22 protein-coding genes are annotated in these 20,905 nt (G+C 64.3%); 8 read left to right on the forward strand and 14 right to left on the reverse strand.

The annotated features are described in order from the left end of the window. The first annotated feature begins 1 nt into the window (after position 1). The 3 genes from phoU to thiE are packed head-to-tail and all read left to right on the forward strand — an operon-like array spanning position 2 to position 2,422. The gene (phoU, locus tag G9C82_RS11730) at positions 2–679 is read left to right on the forward strand and encodes a phosphate signaling complex protein PhoU (protein WP_007189282.1); all 678 of its coding nucleotides are present in this window, start codon (positions 2–4) and stop codon (positions 677–679) included. A gap of 2 nt (positions 680–681) precedes the next feature. Beyond that, the gene (locus tag G9C82_RS11735; RefSeq protein WP_004958577.1) at positions 682–1,743 is read left to right on the forward strand and encodes a phosphate uptake regulator PhoU; all 1,062 of its coding nucleotides are present in this window, start codon (positions 682–684) and stop codon (positions 1,741–1,743) included. A gap of 43 nt (positions 1,744–1,786) precedes the next feature. Then, positions 1,787–2,422, forward strand: a complete 636-nt coding sequence (gene thiE, locus G9C82_RS11740) for a thiamine phosphate synthase (RefSeq protein ID WP_127014186.1) — start codon at positions 1,787–1,789, stop codon at positions 2,420–2,422. 92 nt (positions 2,423–2,514) lie between these two features. On the opposite strand, the gene G9C82_RS11745 is transcribed toward thiE, so the two are convergent. Next, entirely contained in the window at positions 2,515–2,814 is a 300-nt protein-coding gene (locus tag G9C82_RS11745) for a hypothetical protein (protein WP_007189279.1), read from the reverse strand. A 77-nt stretch (positions 2,815–2,891) separates the two neighbouring features. After that, on the reverse strand, positions 2,892–3,146 hold the full coding sequence (locus G9C82_RS11750) for a glutaredoxin family protein (protein WP_004958572.1): 255 nt from the start codon (positions 3,144–3,146) through the stop codon (positions 2,892–2,894). 84 nt (positions 3,147–3,230) lie between these two features. Between G9C82_RS11750 and G9C82_RS11755 the strand changes: the two genes are divergently transcribed. Together G9C82_RS11755 and G9C82_RS11760 are read left to right on the forward strand one after the other, a co-directional pair. After that, positions 3,231–4,181, forward strand: coding sequence for an oxidoreductase (locus tag G9C82_RS11755; RefSeq protein WP_127014187.1), 951 nt, complete (start codon positions 3,231–3,233; stop codon positions 4,179–4,181). A 73-nt stretch (positions 4,182–4,254) separates the two neighbouring features. After that, complete coding sequence (locus tag G9C82_RS11760) at positions 4,255–5,331, forward strand: CNNM domain-containing protein (RefSeq protein WP_127014188.1); 1,077 nt, start codon at positions 4,255–4,257, stop codon at positions 5,329–5,331. A gap of 44 nt (positions 5,332–5,375) precedes the next feature. Here G9C82_RS11760 and G9C82_RS11765 read toward each other — a convergent pair whose 3' ends face one another. Continuing rightward, positions 5,376–5,678 (reverse strand): cupin domain-containing protein, encoded by a 303-nt coding sequence (locus G9C82_RS11765; RefSeq protein ID WP_004958563.1) that lies wholly within the window; start codon positions 5,676–5,678, stop codon positions 5,376–5,378. 56 nt (positions 5,679–5,734) lie between these two features. Next, a complete protein-coding gene (locus G9C82_RS11770) occupies positions 5,735–6,967 on the reverse strand; it encodes a hypothetical protein (RefSeq protein WP_127014189.1) in 1,233 nt (410 codons plus the stop codon). 152 nt (positions 6,968–7,119) lie between these two features. Here G9C82_RS11770 and G9C82_RS11775 point away from each other — a divergent pair, with 152 nt between their 5' ends. Beyond that, on the forward strand, positions 7,120–7,299 hold the full coding sequence (locus tag G9C82_RS11775) for a ribbon-helix-helix protein, CopG family (RefSeq protein ID WP_004958557.1): 180 nt from the start codon (positions 7,120–7,122) through the stop codon (positions 7,297–7,299). A 28-nt stretch (positions 7,300–7,327) separates the two neighbouring features. Here the strand turns inward: G9C82_RS11775 and G9C82_RS11780 are convergent, their stop codons facing one another. The 3 genes from G9C82_RS11780 to G9C82_RS11790 all read right to left on the reverse strand — a co-directional run bounded on the left by G9C82_RS11780 (position 7,328) and on the right by G9C82_RS11790 (position 10,366). Next, the gene (locus G9C82_RS11780) at positions 7,328–8,563 is read right to left on the reverse strand and encodes an MBL fold metallo-hydrolase (RefSeq protein WP_004958555.1); all 1,236 of its coding nucleotides are present in this window, start codon (positions 8,561–8,563) and stop codon (positions 7,328–7,330) included. Between the two features lie 409 nt (positions 8,564–8,972). Then, entirely contained in the window at positions 8,973–9,278 is a 306-nt protein-coding gene (locus G9C82_RS11785; RefSeq protein ID WP_004958552.1) for a hypothetical protein, read from the reverse strand. A gap of 224 nt (positions 9,279–9,502) precedes the next feature. Beyond that, a complete protein-coding gene (locus G9C82_RS11790; protein ID WP_127014190.1) occupies positions 9,503–10,366 on the reverse strand; it encodes a sulfurtransferase in 864 nt (287 codons plus the stop codon). A gap of 264 nt (positions 10,367–10,630) precedes the next feature. Here G9C82_RS11790 and G9C82_RS11795 point away from each other — a divergent pair, with 264 nt between their 5' ends. Next, positions 10,631–11,425, forward strand: a complete 795-nt coding sequence (locus G9C82_RS11795; protein WP_127014191.1) for a sulfurtransferase — start codon at positions 10,631–10,633, stop codon at positions 11,423–11,425. Between the two features lie 31 nt (positions 11,426–11,456). On the opposite strand, the gene G9C82_RS11800 is transcribed toward G9C82_RS11795, so the two are convergent. The 3 genes from G9C82_RS11800 to G9C82_RS11810 form a co-directional block, all read right to left on the reverse strand. Beyond that, the gene (locus G9C82_RS11800) at positions 11,457–12,461 is read right to left on the reverse strand and encodes an AI-2E family transporter (protein ID WP_127014192.1); all 1,005 of its coding nucleotides are present in this window, start codon (positions 12,459–12,461) and stop codon (positions 11,457–11,459) included. A 64-nt stretch (positions 12,462–12,525) separates the two neighbouring features. Then, on the reverse strand, positions 12,526–13,608 hold the full coding sequence (locus G9C82_RS11805; protein ID WP_004958519.1) for a geranylgeranyl reductase family protein: 1,083 nt from the start codon (positions 13,606–13,608) through the stop codon (positions 12,526–12,528). Between the two features lie 81 nt (positions 13,609–13,689). Beyond that, a complete protein-coding gene (locus G9C82_RS11810; RefSeq protein ID WP_127014193.1) occupies positions 13,690–14,169 on the reverse strand; it encodes a DUF5518 domain-containing protein in 480 nt (159 codons plus the stop codon). A gap of 68 nt (positions 14,170–14,237) precedes the next feature. On the opposite strand from G9C82_RS11810, the gene G9C82_RS11815 reads away from it, so the two are divergent. Then, a complete protein-coding gene (locus G9C82_RS11815) occupies positions 14,238–14,624 on the forward strand; it encodes a hypothetical protein (protein WP_127014194.1) in 387 nt (128 codons plus the stop codon). Positions 14,625–14,682: 58 nt separating this feature from the next. Here G9C82_RS11815 and G9C82_RS11820 read toward each other — a convergent pair whose 3' ends face one another. From G9C82_RS11820 to G9C82_RS11835, 4 genes are all read right to left on the reverse strand, one after another. Beyond that, positions 14,683–15,657: a hypothetical protein gene (locus G9C82_RS11820; protein WP_127014195.1), complete on the reverse strand. Its 975-nt coding sequence runs from the start codon at positions 15,655–15,657 to the stop codon at positions 14,683–14,685. A gap of 40 nt (positions 15,658–15,697) precedes the next feature. Continuing rightward, on the reverse strand, positions 15,698–17,923 hold the full coding sequence (locus G9C82_RS11825) for a pentapeptide repeat-containing protein (RefSeq protein WP_127014196.1): 2,226 nt from the start codon (positions 17,921–17,923) through the stop codon (positions 15,698–15,700). Positions 17,924–18,047: 124 nt separating this feature from the next. Next, positions 18,048–19,955, reverse strand: a complete 1,908-nt coding sequence (locus G9C82_RS11830) for a prolyl oligopeptidase family serine peptidase (protein WP_127014197.1) — start codon at positions 19,953–19,955, stop codon at positions 18,048–18,050. 106 nt (positions 19,956–20,061) lie between these two features. Beyond that, positions 20,062–20,829: a hypothetical protein gene (locus G9C82_RS11835; RefSeq protein WP_127014198.1), complete on the reverse strand. Its 768-nt coding sequence runs from the start codon at positions 20,827–20,829 to the stop codon at positions 20,062–20,064. Positions 20,830–20,905 lie beyond the last annotated feature (76 nt).

Consider the following 20,905-nt stretch of genomic DNA (forward strand, 5'->3'; position numbering starts at 1 on the left):
TATGTCACGCGAGTCGTACCAGCAACTGCTGGACGAACTCCGGGAGCACGTGGTCGAGATGGGCGACCTCGTCGTCGAGCGGCTCGAAGCGGCGCTCACTGCGCTCCGGACCGTCGACCGGGAGATGGCGCAGTCTGTCATCGACAGCGACGACGAAATAAACGAGCTGTATCTGGCCCTCGAAGCCGACTGTATCGACCTCTTTGCCCTCCAGCAGCCGGTCGCGACCGACCTCCGCTTTGTCGCCGCCTCGTTCAAGATTATCACCGACCTCGAACGCATCGCGGACCTCGCCACGAACCTCGCAGCGTACGCACAATCTGCCGACCGTCGGCTCGCTCCCGAGGTCGACGTCGACACGATCGGCCGCGAAGCCACTGAGATGGTCGAGCGCAGTATCGATGCCTATCGGCGTGAAGACGTCGAGGAATGCCGCGCTATCGCGGCTGACGACGACGCGCTCGACGCGCTCTGCCAGCGGGCCAGCGAGACCGTCGCTCGGGACCTCATCGAACGAGAGGCCGACGGCGACGACGGCTGGGCGGTTGAGCAGTTGCTTGATGATGTGTCCCGACTCCTGCTGACGGTTCGAGACCTCGAACGCGTTGGCGACCACGCGGTCAACATCGCTGCACGCACGCTGTACATGGTCGAAACCGACTCCGAACTCATCTACTAAGCATGGAAACCCGAAAGATACAGACCGTCGGCGGCGGGACGTACACGGTTTCACTACCGAAAGAGTGGGCCGAATCGGAGAACTGTACGGCCGGAACGACGGTGAACCTCCACACGCACATCGACGGGCTACTCGTGATTCAGACACCCGAGTCCCGGACCACGCCGCGGAACCGCGTCACCCTGGAGGTCGGAAACGACGACCCGGCGGAAATCGAGCAGTTGTTGCGAGCGGCCTACGCTGCCGGGGTCGAGTCCGTCGTTCTTGAACTCCCCGACGGCTACAGCGACGCGCAACACCGGGCCATCGAACGCGTCACCCGAAACCTGACTGGCGTAACCATCGCCGAGGAGACCGAAACGCACGTGACGGTCCAGACGTTGCTCGACGCCAGCGAGGTGTCGGTCCGGCAGTCGGTTCGCCAGCTCCAGTTCGTCGCTCTGTCGATGCACCGGGACGCGATGGCTGCCCTCACAACCGGGACGACCAGCGACCGGTGGGGTGACCGTGACGAGCAGGCCGACCGGCTGCACGCCATGATCGACCGCTACTTCGAGCGGGGCCTGGCACGGCTTGACGAGATCGATGCGCTCGGGCTGACGCGTCCGGAACTGTTCACCCTCTGGGGGACCGCGAACGAACTCGAACGCGTGGCCGACCACGCCGAACGCATCGGCACCATCGCCGACCAGCTCGACGGCCAGCCAACCGGTTCCATCGTCACAGCCCTCGAAGATATCGCTCAGGACGTTCGCACTGTTGTCGAGGACGCTGTCCGTGTGATCATTGGCGACGCCTGTGTCGATACCGCCCGACAGACGCTGGCCACGCGCCGGGCCGTGCGCCAGCAGATAACGAGCCTTGACCGCCAGCTGTTCGAATCGGGCGACGCCGACTACCGGCTCACCCGCGCCCTCGATAGCCTCGCCAGAACAGCCGAGCACGGTGGCAACATCGCCGAGTTTGGTCTTCGGATGGCCGTCCGCGACGGCGCGCTCACCGCTTCCGAGGCCGGTACCGACGACGCGGACACGACGAGTTCAACAGCCGAAACAGAGTCCTGACCTAACGCACAGCACACAAGGGCCATCGGTTCCGACACTTGCTATGGTCGACTGGGACGTGTATCTCGTCACGCAGGCGTCGCTCTCGGCGGGCCGGACAACCGATGAAATCGTCGCGGAGGCGATCGAGAGCGGCGTCGGCGTCGTCCAGCTCCGCGAGAAGAACCGGACCGCACGCGAACGCTACGAACTCGGGCAGAAACTGCGAGAACTGACCCGCGAGGCCGGCGTCACGTTCGTCGTTAACGACCGTATCGACCTCGCACAGGCCATCGACGCCGACGGAGTTCACCTCGGCGACGACGACCTCCCTGTTTCTGTTGCCCGGGATATCCTCGGTGACGATGCGGTCATCGGGCGCTCGGTCTCGACCGTCGAAGACGCCCGGGAAGCGGCGACGGCTGGTGCAGACTACCTCGGTGTCGGCGCGGTGTTTGCCACTGGCTCGAAAGACGACATCGACGACGAGGAGTACGCCGTCGGCACCGACCGCGTCGCCGCAATTGCCGAGGCAGTGGACATCCCCTTTGTCGGCATCGGTGGCATCACGGCCGAGAACGCCACTGCGGTCGTCGACGCCGGGGCCGACGGTGTAGCTGTTATCACCGAGATTACGAAGGCCGACGACCCGGCGGCGGCGGCTGAAGCGTTACACAGTGCCGTCGAGCAAGGACGATAGCACCGGTCTACCCGTGGTCGCCGTCGGGCAGGGGCGATAGCACCGGTCTACCCGTGGTCGCCGTCGAGACGGGCCGGTTCTGCGAGTGGTGCTCAGATACCGATGAAGCCGGGCACGACGAGGGCTGCAACGACGATACAGAAAAACACGAGAATCGCGATCGAGCGCAAGACGCCGGCCAACTGCCGCCTGTGCTTTGGCAACGCCTCAGCAATGCCCGCTAATCCGGTTCCGACGACCATAGCGAGTAACCAGGTGGCCGCGGCAGAACCGTCAGTACTCCAGGCGGACACGTAGAGACCGGCGAAGACAAGCGAACCAGCGAAGTGGATGAGTGCAATCCGTGGCCCGGACGGTTCGCTGAACACGGTGTTGCTGATACTGGAGGGCATCAGCGACGAAACGTATCCCAGAATTAATAAATTGCGGTGGGAGCCGCGACGGACGGCCTGTCGGGAGCCCGAGGCCGCTACGCCGACTGCTGCAGTTTTTCGCGTAACTGTCGCTCGGTGACGTGATACTTGAACGCCGGCGACCCGTCGACGAAGACGTAGGGCACGCGTTCGCCGTATTCCTCGCGGAGGTCAGGGTCCTCGTCGACGTCAACGAGGTCCAGTTCGATGGCGGCCCCCTCGTCGTCGGCGACCCGCTCGATTGTCTCGATGGCCTCCTCACAGAGATGGCAGTCCTCCCGCGTGTAGACGGTGATCGACACGTCGCTCATCACTGGAACACGGGGGCGACGGCATAAGACTCTCACTCTCTCGCCGGCGATGGGTTTCAGTGTCTCGCGCCCGTATCTGCGTCAATGACAGGCTGGACTATCGAAGATATGCCCCCGCTGAGGGACCGAACTGTGGTCGTGACTGGTGCGAACAGCGGACTGGGACTCGAAGGCTCGAAGGCGTTCGCTCGCAGAGGCGCGACGGTAGTGATGGCCTGCCGGAGCGTCGAACGCGGTGACTCGGCCGCCGCAGAGATCCGCGAGGCCGTTCCGAACGCGACACTCGATGTTCGAGAGTGTGATTTGGCCGACCTGTCGAACGTCGCGTCGTTTGCCGACGGCCTCCGGGCCGACTACGACGCTGTCGACATCCTCTGTAACAACGCCGGTGTCATGGCGATTCCGCGGAGCGAGACAGCCGACGGCTTCGAGACGCAGTTCGGTGTCAACCATCTGGGCCACTTCGCCCTGACCGGGCACCTGCTCGACTTGCTTGGGGCCGCTGACGGCGAATCCCGAATCGTCACGCAGTCCAGCGGCGCGCACGAGATGGGCGAAATCGACTTTGATGACCTCCAGCGTGAGCGCTCCTACGGGAAGTGGTCAGCCTACGGTCAGAGCAAGCTCGCAAACCTCCTCTTTGCCTACGAACTCCAGCGGCGGCTGGGCAACCACGGCTGGGACGATGTGCTAAGTGTCGCCTGCCATCCGGGGTACGCCGACACCGACCTCCAGTTCCGCGGGCCGCGGGAGATGGGGTCGACGCTGCGAACCGCGGCCATGGGCGTTGCCAACGCCGTCTTCGCCCAATCAGCCGAACAGGGCGCGCTGCCGATGCTGTACGCCGCCACCGCCGAGGATGTCATCGGCGGCGAGTACGTCGGTCCCGGCGGACTGTTCGACATGCGCGGCTCGCCCGAGTTCCAGCAGTCCAACGATGCGTCACAGGACGAGGAAACCGCCGAGCAGCTCTGGGCGGTCTCAACCGACCTCACCGGCGTGGATACGATTTCGAGCGTACTTGAGGACGGTTGACGGTGCTGCCGCGACGCGAGCGGGACCGGCAATCCCCACTTTTTCCCCGCCAGACCGTGAACCCCGCCGGCACATGCAACCAGTCGAAGTCACAGTCAGGCTGCTTGCAGGACTCGCCCTGATCCTCGCCAACGGCTTCTTCGTCGCCATCGAGTTCGCACTGACGCGAGCCAGACAGTACTCCGAATCGGAGTTCGACGAACCCGGTCTCCGGCGTGCCTGGGAGATGACTGACGATCTGGAGATCTATCTCACCAGTTGTCAGGTCGGCATCACCGCCTCCAGCATCGCCGTCGGTATCATCGCCGAGCCGGCGCTTGCGGCCATCTTCGAGCCCTATTTCGAGTCGTCGGTTCTGGCCGGCGTCGGTGTCGGCGGTGCTATTGCGTTCCTCCTCATCAACCTCGTCCATCTCACCCACGGCGAGCAGACGCCAACCTATCTCGGTGTCGAGCGCGCAAAGTTCGTCTGTCGGTACGGCGCGACGCCGCTGTACTACTTTGCGTGGCTCATCTCGCCGATTATCGCCGTCGGTGACGGCGTTGCCAAGTGGACACTCGGGCTGTTCGGTGTCGAAATGTCCGGCGCGTGGCTCGAAGCTGAAGTCGATAGCATCGAGTCCCGTGCGGAACTGCGCAACGAACTCGGCTCCGTTCTGGACCGCGGCGACGTATCCGACGAGCGCCGCGAGGAGGTCCTCTCCGCGTTCCGCGTCGGCGACCGCGAAGTCAACGAGGTGATGGTCCCGCGGGAAGACATCGTTGCGCTGTCGCCTACCGACGACGATGCGACCAACGCCGAGCGGATCGCCGAAACGCCACACACCCGCTACCCACTCGTCGGTGAGGCGCTCGAAGAGTTCCTCGGCATCGTCTACATCCCTGCGCTCGTCGACGAGCGCGAGGAGCAGGCCGGCGACGGCGGCCTGCTTGACCGTATCGACCTCGAAGCCGTCGCCTCACCGCCGATGACGATGTCGCCGGACACAACCGTCAGCGACGCTATCGACCAGTTCCAGGCCGAGCGTCAGGAACTCGCATTCGTCCTTGAGGACGGCGACGTTGTCGGGCTGGTGACGGTCACGGACCTGCTCGAAGAGGTCGTCGGCGACATTCAGGACCCGATGGACGCCGAAGCTGGCGTTGACTGACGCTGAACACATTTTCGGGTCGACGACACCGAAACCTGAGGCGGCTATCGCGGCGGCGTGTAGAAGTTGACCGTCTCTAGGGGCTCGGGCCCGTCGTTTTCGATGCCGTGGCGTTCGCCGGCCTCGATGCGAATGAGGTCGCCGGCGTCAACGTGGTGGGTATCACCGTCGACAGTGACGGTGCCGGTACCGCTGACTACGAACAGCCACTGGTCGCTGTCAGCGTGGTAGTTCTCCGGCCCACCCACGGACCGGCCTGGCTCGATAGTCATCTCCGCAGCCTGTGCCTCCGCAGTCTCCATGGCGACTTCGAAGTAGCGGTCGAACCCGAGATGCGCCTGCTCCATACGTTTCGGTCCGTCTGTACGGTAGAATCGCTTTCGGGAGAGCGCACAGCAGGGACTCACTCACTGCTGGTGAGCCGCCCGACCCGCCCGCTGAGCCGGACTGCGAGCCCCTCGAAATGGGCGGTGCTCCAGCCTGCGACGATGAGTGCGCCAATCGTATTGAACACGAGGTCGTTCACGATGTCGCTCGTTCCGTACTGGGCGAGGACCGCCTCGCCGCCGACCATCGACGCAATGCCACCGCTGGCGAACTCAAGGATCTCCCAGCCGACACCCACAGCGAGAACGAACAGGACGACGAAGGTCGCACGAAACTCCCTGTTGAAATCAACCGCCCCGGAGTGGCGTTCGACTGCTCGTGCGATCGCGTATCCCACGCCGGCCACGAGCGATGCCGAGACGGCGTGGGCCAGACTGTCGTACCAGCCAAACGCTTCGTACAGTTCGAACGCGCCGGCCGCGTGCAGCGTCGACGCCACCGTGATCCACAGCACAAGACCAGTGTTCATCCCGTAGCCGTACTCCCGGCGGAACAGCGCTGGCAGGAACGTTATCGCCAGCGGGCCGCCGCTGTTGACGAACAGCGTCACATTGCCCTGCGCAAGTGCGAATGCAGATAGTACACCGAGGACAGCCTGTAGCGCCCGGGCAGCGATGCGATGGTGCGTGCCGTTTCCAGGAAGGGACGCGTCCGGCTGGTCAAACTCCGAGGCGTCAGCTCCTGAGACGCGCAGTCGGGCGATGCGTGTTGACCGCTCGAAATACAGTTCGAACACGACCCCAGCGACGAGACCGGCGGCTGCCGCAGTGACGAGGTCCCACATCAGCTCTGTCTGTCCATCGAGAAACGCGGTCCCCAGTAGCGTGTCGGCCGCATAGATACCGACCGCCCAGACGCCCGCGACGGCCATCGTCACAATGACGACGAACACCGTTGCGAACCGCGGCGTCATCGTCAGTGAGGTGCACGCATCAAGGACGACGGCCAGCAACAGTGCGACCCCGGCGATCACGAGAAACGGGGTGACCTGCGGGAAACCGCCAACCGCCCGGACGAGTACTGGAACCGCGACCAGTCCGAGTAACTCCGCGGGCACCGTCGTTTCGAGGTCCCGCGTGGCAAACGGAACCGTGACCGCGATAGCGACGAGGAGTGCCGTGAGCACTGCCCAATCGAAGTGGCCACCGGCCGCGAACCGTCCGACGCCCCCGATGAGAATTCCCGTTACCGCCCACGCGCCGAGCGCGTCGAGCCGGTGGGGGCCGATAAGAGACTGTAGCGAACCCATCACTGCCGTGGATACAACACGAGTCGTAATCAAAGCACGGCGGTTCCTGCAACCCTTCTGGAATTTTTCGTCGTCGCGGCCTCTGTCACACGACTGACCGACGGCTGTCTGACGAGGATATATTTCGCTGGCGGTCAAACTCCCCGTAATCAATGGACGAAGCGTTTCTGGACCTCGAATCGGTTGCGGTCGAACTGGATGAGGAGTTGCTCGACGCGATTGATGACAAGGCGTTCGCCGACCATCGCGACAACCGGGACGCTGCGGTCCGCGACCTGCTTGACGAATGGCTGAAACAGCGTGCTGCCGAGGATGCGGACGAGAGTATCTGAGCGGGACTGCGGTCGCATATACAACCGCCTACTGAATGGCGACGGTTGCGCCTAACTCGGGCGCTGTCGCGTCGTAGCCGTCCTCGCGGAGCGTGGTTGCAAAGGCCTCACAGCGGTCGCCGTGGTTCACGAGTACCGGCGTGTCACGGTAGCTGTCGAGATACGCAAACAGCCCGTCTCGGTCGGCGTGTGCCGAAAAGTCGTACTGCTCGACCCGTGCGCTGACCGGCATAATCCGGCCGTCTATCTCGGCACTCCCCGTCTCTAGCAGGTCCCGTCCCGGCGTCCCCTCGACCTGATACCCGGTCATCGTGATCTTGTTCATCGGATTCCCGCGGATTTCCGGAATGTACGTCATCGCCGGGCCACCAGAGAGCATCCCGCTGGTGGTGACGATGGCCGCCTTCTGGTCGGTAATGCGCTTTCGCTGGCCGTCCTTCCCAGTGACGAACCGGGCGTGGGATTTCGCCCGCTGGAGCGCGTCCGCGTCGCGGACGAACTCGGGGTACTGCCCGAGCATCTCGGTCACCTGCTTCCCCATCCCGTCGACGTAACACGGGATGTCGTGTGCCTCGCAGACGAGCAGCATCTCCTGTGTTCGACCGATTGCGAAGGCGGGCACGACGACGGTCCCGCCCTCCCAGAGCGTCGTCTCGACGCTCTCGACGAACCGCCCCTCGACCGTTTCTCTGGAGTCGTGGTCGACATCGGAATAGGTGCTCTCACAGATGACCGCGTCCGCGTCCGGACGGGCCGTCGTCCCGGCCACGAGGCGCTGGTCGTCGGTGTGGAAATCGCCCGTATACAGCAGTCGGGTATCGCCATCGTCGACGAGTACGTGCGCGCTCCCCGGGATGTGGCCGGCGTTGTAGAAGGTGACCTCGTAGCCGGCGGCCTCGAACGACTCGCGGTAGCCGTGGGTCTCCGACACCTGTGTGACCCGTCTGACGTTGGTTTCGGTAAACGGACAGTTGACCGTTCCCCCGTGGAGTTTGAGTGTGTCCCGCGCGAGCGTCATCGCCAGTTCGTACGTCGGCGGTGTCCAGTGAATCGGTGGCCGCGCGTCGCCCGACACCAGCGCCGGGATGGTCCCGACGTGGTCGAGGTGGCCGTGCGAGACGACGACGGCGTCCGGCGACGGGGTCCGCACCGGGAACTGTGGCGGCGAGTCGGTCAGCATCCCGAAATCCAGTAGCAGCGACTCGTCGATGAGGACGGCGCTTCGACCGATCTCATCCGCCCCGCCGAGAAACTGCACATCCATTATCGAGACGAAAGCGGCCCGTCCGTTTCCGTTCGTCGGTTCTCACCGAATCATGTCGCCGACCGCTGAACAGACAGAATACGTTTGAACCAGAACACGACGATATCTGGACGCTCAGTGGCTATAAACTATCAATGAGATGTTTTCGGATATGGTGTTGTGTACGGATAACACATCTACTGGGCAGTGTTATCACGCTAGCATAAACAATTATTATACTCGGGGCTCATTATCTATTTGTCATGGCGACACGCCAGCAATCCCCGACGACGTACCACACGTGCAGTTGCGGTGAGGAGTTTGACACAACGGAGGAACTCCTCGAACACGCACGAGAGGCACACGGGCTTAGCGTACACTGACTGGCGTCGCGTCGTTTTTCATACGCAGAAATACCGACAGCGACAGGTCAGGATGTCTTGTCGATGTCCTGTCGCACACTGAACCGCGCGTAGCCGCCGTGTGAGAGGTCAAGCGCACCCAGCCACCAGTTCCACCGCTCGGCGAGTTGATAATCGTCGGGCGCGTCCGCGAGGTTGTCGACGACATCCTCAACGGTCAGTTCCGCCCCGAAGTCGGTCACGAACTGGTCCGACTCCGAAAGGTCCCGTGCCTGTCTGGCGACGACCGTGACGATATCTGAGTTGGCGTCGAAAGCATCGCGAAGTTCCTGTTCGAGTTCCGTTCGGTCCACACCCGGGTGTAGGACCCGCATCTGACTTGAATGTACGGTTGGGCACACCGCTGTCTGTCGAGGTCGGCGACTGACTGTTCGGTGCGGAGCCCTGTCTCAGCGACGCTCTTGCTCTCGAACAACGCTACAAAAATCAGAAAGTAAGCCGTCAACCGCTTCGATTCGAAGCGCACTCCTGCGCTTCGCTTGCTCGCGGGTAAGACCCGCTCGCACAATCGAGATTCTCCCTGCTGTCGAACCTCGCGTTAGTCGTCCGCTTCGCCCTTCTCTATCGGCGCACCAACCAGATTGCCCCATTCGGTCCAGGAGCCGTCGTAGTTGATGGTGTCGTCGTAGCCCAGCAGTTCGTGCAGGGCGAACCAGGCGACGGAGGAGCGCTCACCGATGCGGCAGTAGGCAACTGTCGTGGAGTCGCCGTCGATGCCGTACTCGGCGTAGAGCTCTTCGAGTTCGTCGTAGTCTTTGAACGTCCCGTCGTCGTTGGTGACGGCCGCCCAGGAGATGTTCTGTGCGCCGGGCACGTGGCCGCCACGCTGTGCGGTCTCCTGCAGTCCAGGCGGTGCGAGGATTTCGCCGGAGAACTCTTCGGGCGAACGAACGTCGACGAGCGGCAGTTCACGCTCGATAGCGTTCTCGACGTCCTCTCGGTAGGCACGGATGGACTCGCGCGGGCCGGCGGCTTCGTAGTCGACTTCGGAGAACTCGGGCACTTCGTCGGTGAGTTCGTAGTCGTTCTCGACCCAGTACTCGCGGCCGCCGTCGAGGAGCTTCACGTCGTCGTGGCCGTAGTACTTGAACTGCCAATATGTGTAGGCGGCGAACCAGTTGGAGTTGTCACCGTAGAGGACAACTGTCGAGTCCTCGCTGATGCCGTGGGCACCGAGCAGCTCCTCGAAGTCCTCCTTGTCGAGGATGTCTCGCGTGGTCTGGTCCTGCAGGTCCGTCTCCCAGTTGAAGCCGATCGCGCCGGGCGCGTGGCTCTCGTCGTACAGTTCCGTATCGACGTCCACCTCTACCAGTCGGTGGGCGGGGTCGTCGCTCTGGAACTCGTCCAGATGCTCGCTGACCCAGTCGGCCGAGACGAGCACGTCGTTAGCGTAGTCAGTCATAATGCATCGAAGCGTAAGTCTACCAGACATATATTACTACGACTTTCGGCATGTTCGGCCACTCATCCACCGTGCCGGCAGATATTGCTTCTACTGGGACATGTCGCTGTCCACTACTTTCGCCGCCCAGCAGGGAGGGGCCATGGCGTGCCATGTCCGGATGTGAGTCAGGCCACTCTCTCGCGAGAGGCGGCAGCATTTGCATCCACCTTCGACCGGCTGTGATGGGAGTTTTCAAGCGGACGGAGCGGTAACGCGTGGATGATGACTGATTTCGTCTCTGCGGAGTGGGTGTCGAGTCGGGGCGACGACCTCCGGGTGGTCGACGTGCGGGACGCGTGGGAGTACGATGGCCTCGGGCACCTCCCGGGCGCGGTGAACGTGCCTTTCGATTCATTCCGGGCGGACGAACACGGCGCGGAGTCGGACGCTGGCGACGGAATGCTCCCCGACGAAGGCGACTGGGCGGAGCTACTCTCAGAGGCCGGCATTACGCCGGAGAGCGACATCGTCGCGTACGACGACCACCACGGCGTCTTCGCCGCGCGGTTTCTGGTCACTGCGGAACTGTTCGGCCACGACCCGGACCGGCTACATCTCCTCGACGGCGACTTCTCCAGTTGGCAACTCGAACGGGAGACGACGAGCGAGACGCCGACCGTCGAGCCAACTGACTACGAGGTGACGCGACCCGACTCGACGCCACTGGTCGGCCCGGACGCAGTCGCTGACGCCGCGGACGACCCCGACGCGGTGCTGGTCGATACCCGTGAGGACGAGGAGTATGATGCGGGCCACATCCCCGGTGCGGTGCTGCTGGACTGGCGAGACCTCGTTGACGACGAGACTCGTGGACTGCTTCCGCAAGACGAGGCGCTGTCCGTTCTCGAAGCCGCCGGCATCGTCCCCGGCAAACGCGTCGTCCTCTACTGTAACACTGCCCGTCGAATCAGCCACACCTACGTCGTCCTCCGGCATCTCGGCTTCGAGCAGGTGGATTTCTACGAAGGGAGCCTCACTGAATGGGAAGCACAGGGGCGGCCGCTGGAGACGAACTGAGGCGTCGTCGCAACTGCTGGTGCGGTCAACATTACGTCAGCCGCTGCTGGTCCCCCTGTCGCTCGCTGGTCAGCAGCGACGACAGTTCGACCAGCAGCGCGATAACGACCGGCCCGGCGATAAAGCCGATGACGCCAAGTGTTAACACGCCGCCAGTGAACCCGACGAAGTAGAGACTGGCCGGGAGCCCGGTCGTGTAGCGGGCCAGTTTCGGCCTGATGACCGCGTCGGGGAGGAAGCCGACGAAGACGAGGCCGAATATGGTCACCAGTACCGCCCCGGTGATGTTGCCGTTGATGATATCCGCGACAGCGATGGTAAGGACGACCACGCTGGGGCCGATGACGGGAACGAACTGCAGGATGCCGGCGACGACCGCCAGCGCGAACGCGCCCTGATAGCCCAGCAGCCAGAACACGACCCACGCCACGACGAAGGTCCCGAACGCCGTCGCCGCCTGGAGAACGTAAATCGCGTACAGCGTCCCCCGGAGTCGCTGATGGAGTCGGTTGACGACCTCGTGATACGACGCCGGCACTGTCCGATAGACGGCCTTTTTTGGTGCCTGTGGCCGCCAGAGCATCGCGTAAACAAGAATCGAAAACAGCACGGCTTTCAGCGCCAGCACAGGCGATTCGGCAGCGAGGTCGACCGCGACGGCCGTGAGCGTCTCTCGGGCGGCTATCAGCGTCGGCGCAATCTCGACCGGGTAGCTAAACTCACCGACTTCGAGGGTCACCATCGGCGGGAGTTGCTGGAAGAAAGTAAACAGGTCACGACGGCGGAGATACAGCACGGCCCCGAGCGGGACGACGATGAGCGTGCCGCTGACAAAGGCGATGCCCGTCGTCACAGCCGCTGACAGTCGCTTGTTGAGCCCGTGGCGTCCGAGCCACTCCGAAACGGGGAAGAGCACGTATGCGACCGTGATTGCGAAGAATATTGTCGAGAGCACTCGCGCGAGCAGGACCGTCGTCAGGCAGCCGGTAAGAACGAGCAGGCCCGCGAGGACGTAGGTTCGTCGGCGTGTTACCACGCCCGCCCTTTTCCAGCGGTCGGTAAAAACGTTACCTGCACACGATAGTTCGGTAACACGTCCGTCAGGACCGGGAGAACAGCGCTGCTAACTGCTCCCGGGAGAACAGCGTCGTCGGCCGGTCCATGTGGACGCCGATCTCGCCTTCGAAGGCTTTCATCCCGGCTTTCTGTATCGGCTCCGGCGCAGAGTAGCCGGCCCGAACCGCGTGGCCGAGGCGGATTTCCTGCCGGAGGTCGTCGCGCCACGCCCGCTCGTACTCGCCCAGTGTCGCCGGGTCCTCGGGGTCTATCTCTCGGGCTGCGTGGTCGGCGGCGGTCATGCCGTAGCGGATGCCGCCGCCGGTGAAGGGCTTGGTCTGGGCCGCGGCGTCACCGATGAGGAACGACCGTCGGCCGGTGACTCGCTTCGGCGGGCCAATCGGGATGAGTCCCGAACAGCGGTGGTCAGTTTCGACGCCGTAGCCGTCGACGAATTCCTCGAAACGGCCGCGGGCGTCATCGCCCGGCGGCACCGCCAGTCCGTACTCAACACCGGCCTCGCCCCGCGGGATGCGCCAGGCGAAAAAGCGCGGAACGGTGAGGTGCACGTCGACGAAATCGCCGTGGTCCACTTCATCGCTGAACCCGAGAACACCATGCAGCAGTTCGTCGGGCTCCGGGAGGTCGAGTTCCCGCCGGACGCGGCTCTTCGGGCCGTCACAGCCGGCAACCATCTTCGCTCGGTGTGTCTCGACGCCGTCGTCGCCGCGGACTTCAACGGTGACGCTGTCCCTGTCTTCGGTGACGCCGACGACGGAGTGTTCCTCACGAACGTCGGCACCGGCGTCGCGGGCCACTTCCGCGAGGTGCTTGTCCAGGCCGACGCGGTCGATGACGTTCGAGATGACCTCGTCCTTGTAGAAGGGATGGTCCTGACTTCCGGGACCGCCCGTGTGAAAACGTGCGCCGGAAATCTCGTTCTGGAACAGTTCGTCGCGGGCGTCCTCGGTGAATTCCCAGATATCCGTGCTCACGTGGCCCGAGCAGGCCAGTGGTTTGCCGATCTCTCCCTGTTCGAACACCACCACGTCGAGCCCCCGACTCGCCGCCTGACGCGCGTACCGGGACCCAGCCGGACCCGCGCCGACCACCACAACATCGTACATACACGTTCTCTCGGTGTCACGAATCAAATAGCTTCTTGATTCATACAGACTGCTGTCCCTGTTTCCGGGACGACCGCCGGGTCAACTCCCCGCCGTGGGGACCCGCGGATGGCCCTGTTGCTCAGCCAGCCAGCCGCCGAAACGGCCGGCCAGGCCGCCGACTGCCATCGGGAGGCCCAGCAGTAGCACACCAACAACGAGGGCGAGTCCGACGCCGACGACCCGGAACCAAAGCGGATTCGGAATCGTTGGGATAGCCACTAACAGCTCTTTCAGCGACCAGAGCGCTGGAACGCCGCCAATGAGTCCGGCTCTAATTCCGGCGGCAGTCCCGACCCCACCGTGACGTTTGACCAGATAGCCTGCGACGACGCCGCCGAGGAAAAGCCCCTGAAAGGTGATATTCGATGCTGACCGCAACACGTCCACGACCGTGAACGCTGCGGGGATGACGCCGCCAATAAGGGCGCATTTCCACGTTTTCGATAGCTCGAACTGGAGGGACATAGCTGAATGGTTGACCGCCGAAATGAAAAACCACACCCCTGACGACACAACCATTTGAAACCGACCGTCGCGTCACTACCCGAATCAGGGCGTATTTGTCGGTGTAGCCCCTGTCATGGCCTATGGCAGAGTATCAGCCCGGGGTGTGTAACATCGGAGCGAACCAGCGCCGCGCCCGCCGACTGTCGGCCATTGCTTCGTTTGCGGTCGCTGTCGGTCTCGCGCTCGCCGTCGCAGTGGGCGCGGTCCCCAACCTGTCGCTGTGGGCGACTATCCCCTTCATTTTCGGCGGGTACGTTGGCGCGTTTCAGGACTACTTCCGGTTCTGTGTCGCCTTCGGTGCGCTGGCCCGCTACGACCTCTCGGGGTCGGGCGGGGAACGCGGCAGTGTCGATACAAGCGAGGCCGTTCGTGCTGACCGGCGAAAAGCGGCGAAGATTCTCCTGTTTGCGGCCGCCGGGACGGTCGTGACGAGCGGCATCGGATACGTGGCCGTCACCGCCCTGTAAGGACTGCTGTCTGCTGTGTGTTCCGCGCGTCTTCCGACCGAATCACGAGGTGGGGGTATTAGACGATGGCCAGTCCGCTCGGGACCTGGTCGTACTCGGCTGTCCAGTCCCCGCCGACGAGGTTCTGCTTGACCCACGTCTCCCCGTGTTTCGACTGGAACAGGCCGTGGTTCGTCAACGCGAGAAAGCCATCAGTCGGGGCAGCGCTGAGAATCGGCCGGGCCAGGCCTTCCGGTCCCGGCAGGCCGTCCATCGATTGCGTCCACCGGTCACCGTCCCATCGATACACGTAGCTCTCGCCGTGTGTACTGTGAGCCGAACGGGGTCCGCTGGCCGCCGAGACGATAGCACAGTCCGGGTCGTCGGGGTGGACGGCCAGCCCCCACACGTACCGATGGGCTAGCCCCTCCTGCGGGTGGGTCCACGCCGCTCCACGGTCGGTCGACAGCGCGAAACCGTCGCCGGCGGCGGTGTACACCCGGTCTGGGGCGTCAGGATGGGTCGCCAGCGTGTGGTTGTCTCGCCGAGCGCCGTCGGGGTGGTCGACCCACGTCTCGCCGCCGTCGGGACTGCGGACGAACGCGCCGGCCTCGATGGCGGCGTACACCTGCTCCGGGTCGTCTGGCGCGAGGGCGAGCCAGCGCACGTGGTGGGTGTCGGGCCGCGGCGGGAACGACCACCGTGCTGCCGAGTCCAGTTCTGTCAGTCCGGGCTTCTCGGTCCACGTCTCACCGCCGTCAGCCGAACGGTAGACCGCGCTCGGCTCCGTCCCGGCCCACACCACGTCAGCGTCGCGCGGGCTGACCGTGACGCTCGTCACGCGGTCGCCGGCATCGAGGACTGTTTCCCACGTCGCGCCGCCGTCGGTGGTCCGCTGGAGGCCAGCATCCGAGGGACCCACGAAGGCTCGCTCCGGCTCGGCAGCCTCTGCGGCGACACACTCGATATCGTGGCCACGGAGGCAATCGTCCCAGCCGCTGTTACCGTCCCCAACAAGGACGCGGTCACCAAGTGCGGCGTAGACGGTGTCCATGGCCGACCTACGTTGCCCGAGCGAAGAAAGCTGGCGGTGGTCAGCGACTGACCGACCGCGTCAGGGCGAAAACATACAGCGCGACGAAGAAGCCGCCGAGGAACGCCTCGGACTGGGCGAGGAGGCTCACAGTCGGATTACTGACCTCGCCAACGCCGCCGAGGAAGAAGGCAATAAACGACCCGAGGCTGAGCTGGGCGTACTGGCCGACACTGTCGAACAGGTCCGGCGCGATAGCGAGGTACAGCCCCGCGTATGTGACGATGAGTACCGCCGAGGCCGCGAGCGTGTACGATGCCCGCTCACCGTAGCCGGTCGTCACGAACAGGAAGGCGTTCATCCCCCAGCGGGCGAGCGCCCGCCCCCGCTCCCGCAGCGACGCCGCACTGTCCCGGACGCGCCGGGACTGACAGCGCCGCCGGTATCCCATCTGCGACATGAAGAACTCGGAGGCCGCGGTGTTGTCGGCGATGTCGTTTGCGCCGTTTTTGGCCCGGAGATATGTCACCTCGCCGGCGGCAGCCGCGATTCGCCCCTCTGTCGCCGTCCCGAGTCGCTCGGCAGTGGCGCGGGCGGCTGTCGGGACCGCATGGTCCTGGGCCTGCTTGGCCGCCAGGTTGGTGAGAGTCGGCGGTTCATCGCCCGCCGCGGCCGTGTTACCGTCGCCGGCGGGCGAGCCCGCCCTGTCCTCGCCGGCCGACGCGACTCTCGGGACAGTGCCTGGCTCGGCGGTCTTTGCGTTTTCGTTGCCGTCCGCCAGGGCTTCGACGGCCTCGTCGAGGGCTGCCGGGTACGACAGCGCGGTCCGCAGGCCGTCCCACAGCCTGCTGTCGAGTTCGTGAAGCCGGTAGTTTGCAGCCTCCAAGTCGAGGGCATCGTCGTCGCGGAAATCGAAGCCCGCGAACCGCGTCCGGTAGAACGCGACACGGCTGAGGACGCTCTCCGTCCCGTCGCCCTCAAATCGGACAGTGCCAAGCGTCGCTCGCTCGGGGTCGTAAACCGCTGCGCCTGCAGTCGGCTGGCCGAACGTGCCGTCTTCGACTGTGGTCTCGGAGAGCGAGACGAGTCCGACGCAGTCCGGTCCGACGGCCGCTGGCCGGAGGTCGACCGATCCGATGGTGCAGCCGTGGAGTCGAACGGTGCCTATGCAGGTCACCTCCGCAGCACGGAGCTGGTCGATGTCGCTGTCAGCGAATTGCGGGCTCGCCAGCGTTGCCCCGCTCAGGTTGAGGTCGGTGACAGCGGCGTCGACGAACCTCGCGGCGACCAGCGTCGTGTCCGTGGCGTCGAGCCGCTCGATGTTTGCGCCCTCGAAGTCGGTGCCCACGAACACCGAGTCGTGGACGACTAGTTTCATCGAGACGGCCGCGTCGGCGAACGTCGCGTTGGTGAGCGTCACGTCAGGGAGATAGAGTCGCTCGGCCTCCACCCGCTCGAAAACGGCCTCGTCATAACTGGTCTCGTTGAAGTAGCCGCCGCTGAACGTCGCGCCGTAGAACCGCGCCGTGCCGAACTCCGCCCATCGGAAGTCCGCCTCGTCGAAGGTCGCGTGGTAGAAGTCGCCCGTCCCGAACGTCGCCTCGTCGAAGTCGGCCATCTCCAGTGTGGCGTGCTGGAACGACCCCTCCTCGATAGTCACCCGGTCGAAGGCGGCGTCAATCACCGAGGCCCGGTCGAAGGTCGCGCTTTCAATTGTTGCGTCGCGGGCATCAACTTCGGACAGTTCCGCGCTCTCGAACGCAGCGGTGTCCAGTTGCGCGCCCCTGAGGTCGACCCGGTCCGCTGTCACCCCGTTGAATACTGCCTCGGAAATCGTCGCGTCTTTCGCATCGATTTCGTGGTACGTCCCGTCGAACGTGGCCGTTTCCGTGACCGTCGCTCCCCGGAAGTCGAGTCGCTGGCCGAACTCGCTGTCCGTGCAGTCCAGCCGACCGATTGTCGCCCCGCGGAGGTCGACCGGATGGTTGTCGGCGGCGTCGACGACCGCGTTCGACAGGTCGAGAACATCGAACGTCGCTCCGATGAACTGCTTCGCCCGCTCGCGGTCCTGCCGACTCTCGGCGGCATCGCCGGCTATCGCGTCGAGGAACGCCTCGGACACGTCCATGCCATCGGGGACGTCTTCAGGCTGGCAATGGAACGGACACCGTTCTTTGCCGTCGAGTGCGCCGTGTGGACATTCCCACGCCGCTTCGGCCTCGCCGTGTACGTCCACGATGTTATCTGTGAAGCCACACCGGCTCTCGGCGCGTCCCGACCAAGCCATCGTTGGCCGAAACGGTCGGGAGGCAGGGGCATAAGCGCTTCTACACTGAGGACTCATACGGATTGTTAGAGCGCCTTACCGGTATGTGTCGGCACTAGTTGGAAATACTCGACAACAATCCGTCTCAGTCGTCGGCAGCGACCGCTTCGGTCCCGACTCGCCGACCGAGGAAGTCGTCGAGGAGGCGGAACAGCCGTTTCTTCTGCTCGATGTCCGAGGATGCGTGGCCCTCCTCACCGAGCTCCCGGTACTCGAACGCGCCGTCCGGTCCTTCGGTGTAGCCCGCGTCTTCGAGGGCATCGCGGAACAGGCGGGCCTGCGAGACGGGGACCCGGCGGTCGTTGACGCCGTGGACGATGAACAACGGGGCGTCGAGGTTGTCGACGTGGGTGATGGGCGACCGTTCCTCGTACAGGTCCGGGTTCTTCTCCGGAGTACCCATGTTCTTCTCCATCAACTCTGTTCGGTAGTGCGCCATCGTGTTCTCGTACTGGTCTTCGAGGTCTGTGAGACCGATCCAGGCGACGCCGGCGTCGTACAGGTCCGGGTACTGGACCAGTTGCCAGTACGCCGAGTAGCCCCCGTAGGAGCCGCCGAAGACGACGACGCGCTCGTCGTCAAGCCACTCGCGGGTCGAGAGAACGTGTTCAGCGGCCGAGGCCACGTCGCCCTGTTCGGCCCCGCCCCAGTCGTCGTACAGTTCGCGGATGAACTCGCGGCCGTGGCCAGTCGAACCCCGGTAGTTCACCTGCAGGACGGAGAAGCCCCGCTGAACGAGGAACTGTGTGTAGAGGTCGAATGATTTGCTGTCCATTCCGCGGGGGCCGCCGTGGGGGTTCACGATGAGCGGCGACGGTCGCTCGCCTGAATCATAGAGGAGACAGCCGATATCCAGCGTGTCGTACGGGTCGTACTCGACAGCCGCCTGCCGCGTTTCGGGCACGCCGTCGGACTCGATGGTGAAGTACTCGGCGTCGGCGAAGGCGTCGGGCGAGAACGGCCCGTACTCGGCCTCGACCAGCGGCTCCGTTTCGTCTGTCGCGAGGTCGTATGTGAGCAGTTCGGGGCGGCGTGTGGGCGTCGTATGCAGCGCCAGGAGGCGGTCGCCATCCAGTATCGGGTCACCGCCCATCCGGCCGAACGACGCGACGCCTGCAGGAAGGTCGAGTTCGCGTGCGTCGCCGGTCTCGATGTCGTACACGACCGGGAGCTTCGTCGCCTCACGCGTCCGGACCGCGAGGAACCGCTTGCCGTCGGGCAGGAACGCCTGTGGTTCCTCCTCGTACTCGCCGCCGAACCACGTCACTGCGTCCGTGCGTAGGTCGTAGACGCCGCATCGGGACAGGTCACCGCTGTTGTCCATCACGAGTAAACGGTCACCGTTGGGTCCCCAGTCGGCCGGGGCGGCCTCCGCGCCAGTGACACCGATTTCGAGTGTCTCTGGGTCCGACCCGTCGGCGTCACTGACGTACACGTCCATGTTGTCGAAGTCGTCAGTCTCGTTGGTCGCGTACGCTAACTGCGACCCGTCGGGCGAGAGTAGTCCCGTGTGAACCGCTCGGTCGTAGTCAGTAATCTTGGACGTCTCGCCGCTCGCGAGGTTGTGACTGTAGAGGTTCATTTGCCCGTCCCGGGTCGACCCGACCAGTAGCGTCTCGCCGTCCTCGCCAACGTCCTGCAGCACTACCTGCCCGTCCATCTCGACGACCGCCTCAACCGACCCGTCGCGGTCGATGGCGTACACGTCGTTCTGTTCGTTTCCGTCGTCGTCGAGGTGGAAGAACACGCGCTCGCCGTCGGCGTCCCACTCCACGTGCCAGCGGGCATTCCTGGGGACATCGCCGTCGCTCCACTGCTCGTGCGTGCCGGCCTCGACGTCGAGGACGTGGAGTTCGTTGCGCCCGCTCACGTCGTAGTAGCAGGCCACTTCGCTGCCGTCAGGGGACGCCGTCGGATGCGCCAGCGTCGGCAGCCCAGCGAGTTCCTCTAGCACCGCCTCGGGGTCCGTCGGACCGCTGTCAGGGTCGGACATACGAACCGACGTATCGGACGGCTAACCTGTAGGTGTTCTGCCGACACGAGAGCGTATGTGGTAAGGATGACTGTTCCTGTCGCCCCCGATGGGCGGTACCCACAGACTACGGCGTCCACCAGCGCAGGCCGACCATCACGAACACGATAGCCAACTGCATCAGCCCCTGCAAGCCCCCCAGTCTGGCGTTTCGCATCCCGATTTCGGAGACGAGGTCGACGTCCGGGTTCTCGGAGACGACCTGCCGGTAGATGCGGACCTCGCCGGGCAGGATGACGCCAAAGCCCTGCACGGACAGCAGCGTCACGATACCGAGCGTGGCGACCATCCACCACGAGGTCATTGCGAAGGCCGGCAGCGTCGTGACGAGATACGCGCCCGAACCCACGACGGCGACGCCGAGGATGCCCAGCGTCTTCGGGTCGGTCAGCGCGTCGAACTGATAGCCGATGAGGAGAATGACCGGAATCAGCGTCGCAGCGGTCAGGATTGCCAGCCACGGGTCGGCGTTGGGGAACTTTCCGAGGCGAAGTGCCAGCAGGATGCCGCCCGAAATAGTCACCGTCGCCAGCGTTGGCATCAGGAACGTCATCTTGGGCGTGAACGATGCGAAGAAGTCTGCCCGTCCCTCTGGTTCTTGACCGCCGAGCACTGGCCCCAGCACGAGGCCCATGAACAGGTCGATACCAGTCCACAGCACCCCGGCCATCACATGGACGTAGGTCAGCGCCCGGATGTTTCCGCTGGCGAGTGCCCCCGCAAACGCGATGAACGGGACGGCGACTGCCCCCACAGCAAACGCCGGGTTCGCCTGCTTCGCCAGCCCACCGATACCCCGTTTCCGCTCGACGCGGTCTGCTGTCGACTGCGCCATAACTGGCTATATCAGGTTTCCCTACTGTCAAAAACGTTGATGGCCGTTTCAGCTATTGCCTGCTTTCAGCATACCG

The sequence above is a fragment of the Haloarcula sp. R1-2 genome (assembly GCF_011627385.1).
Classification (GTDB): Archaea; Halobacteriota; Halobacteria; order Halobacteriales; family Haloarculaceae; genus Haloarcula; species Haloarcula marismortui.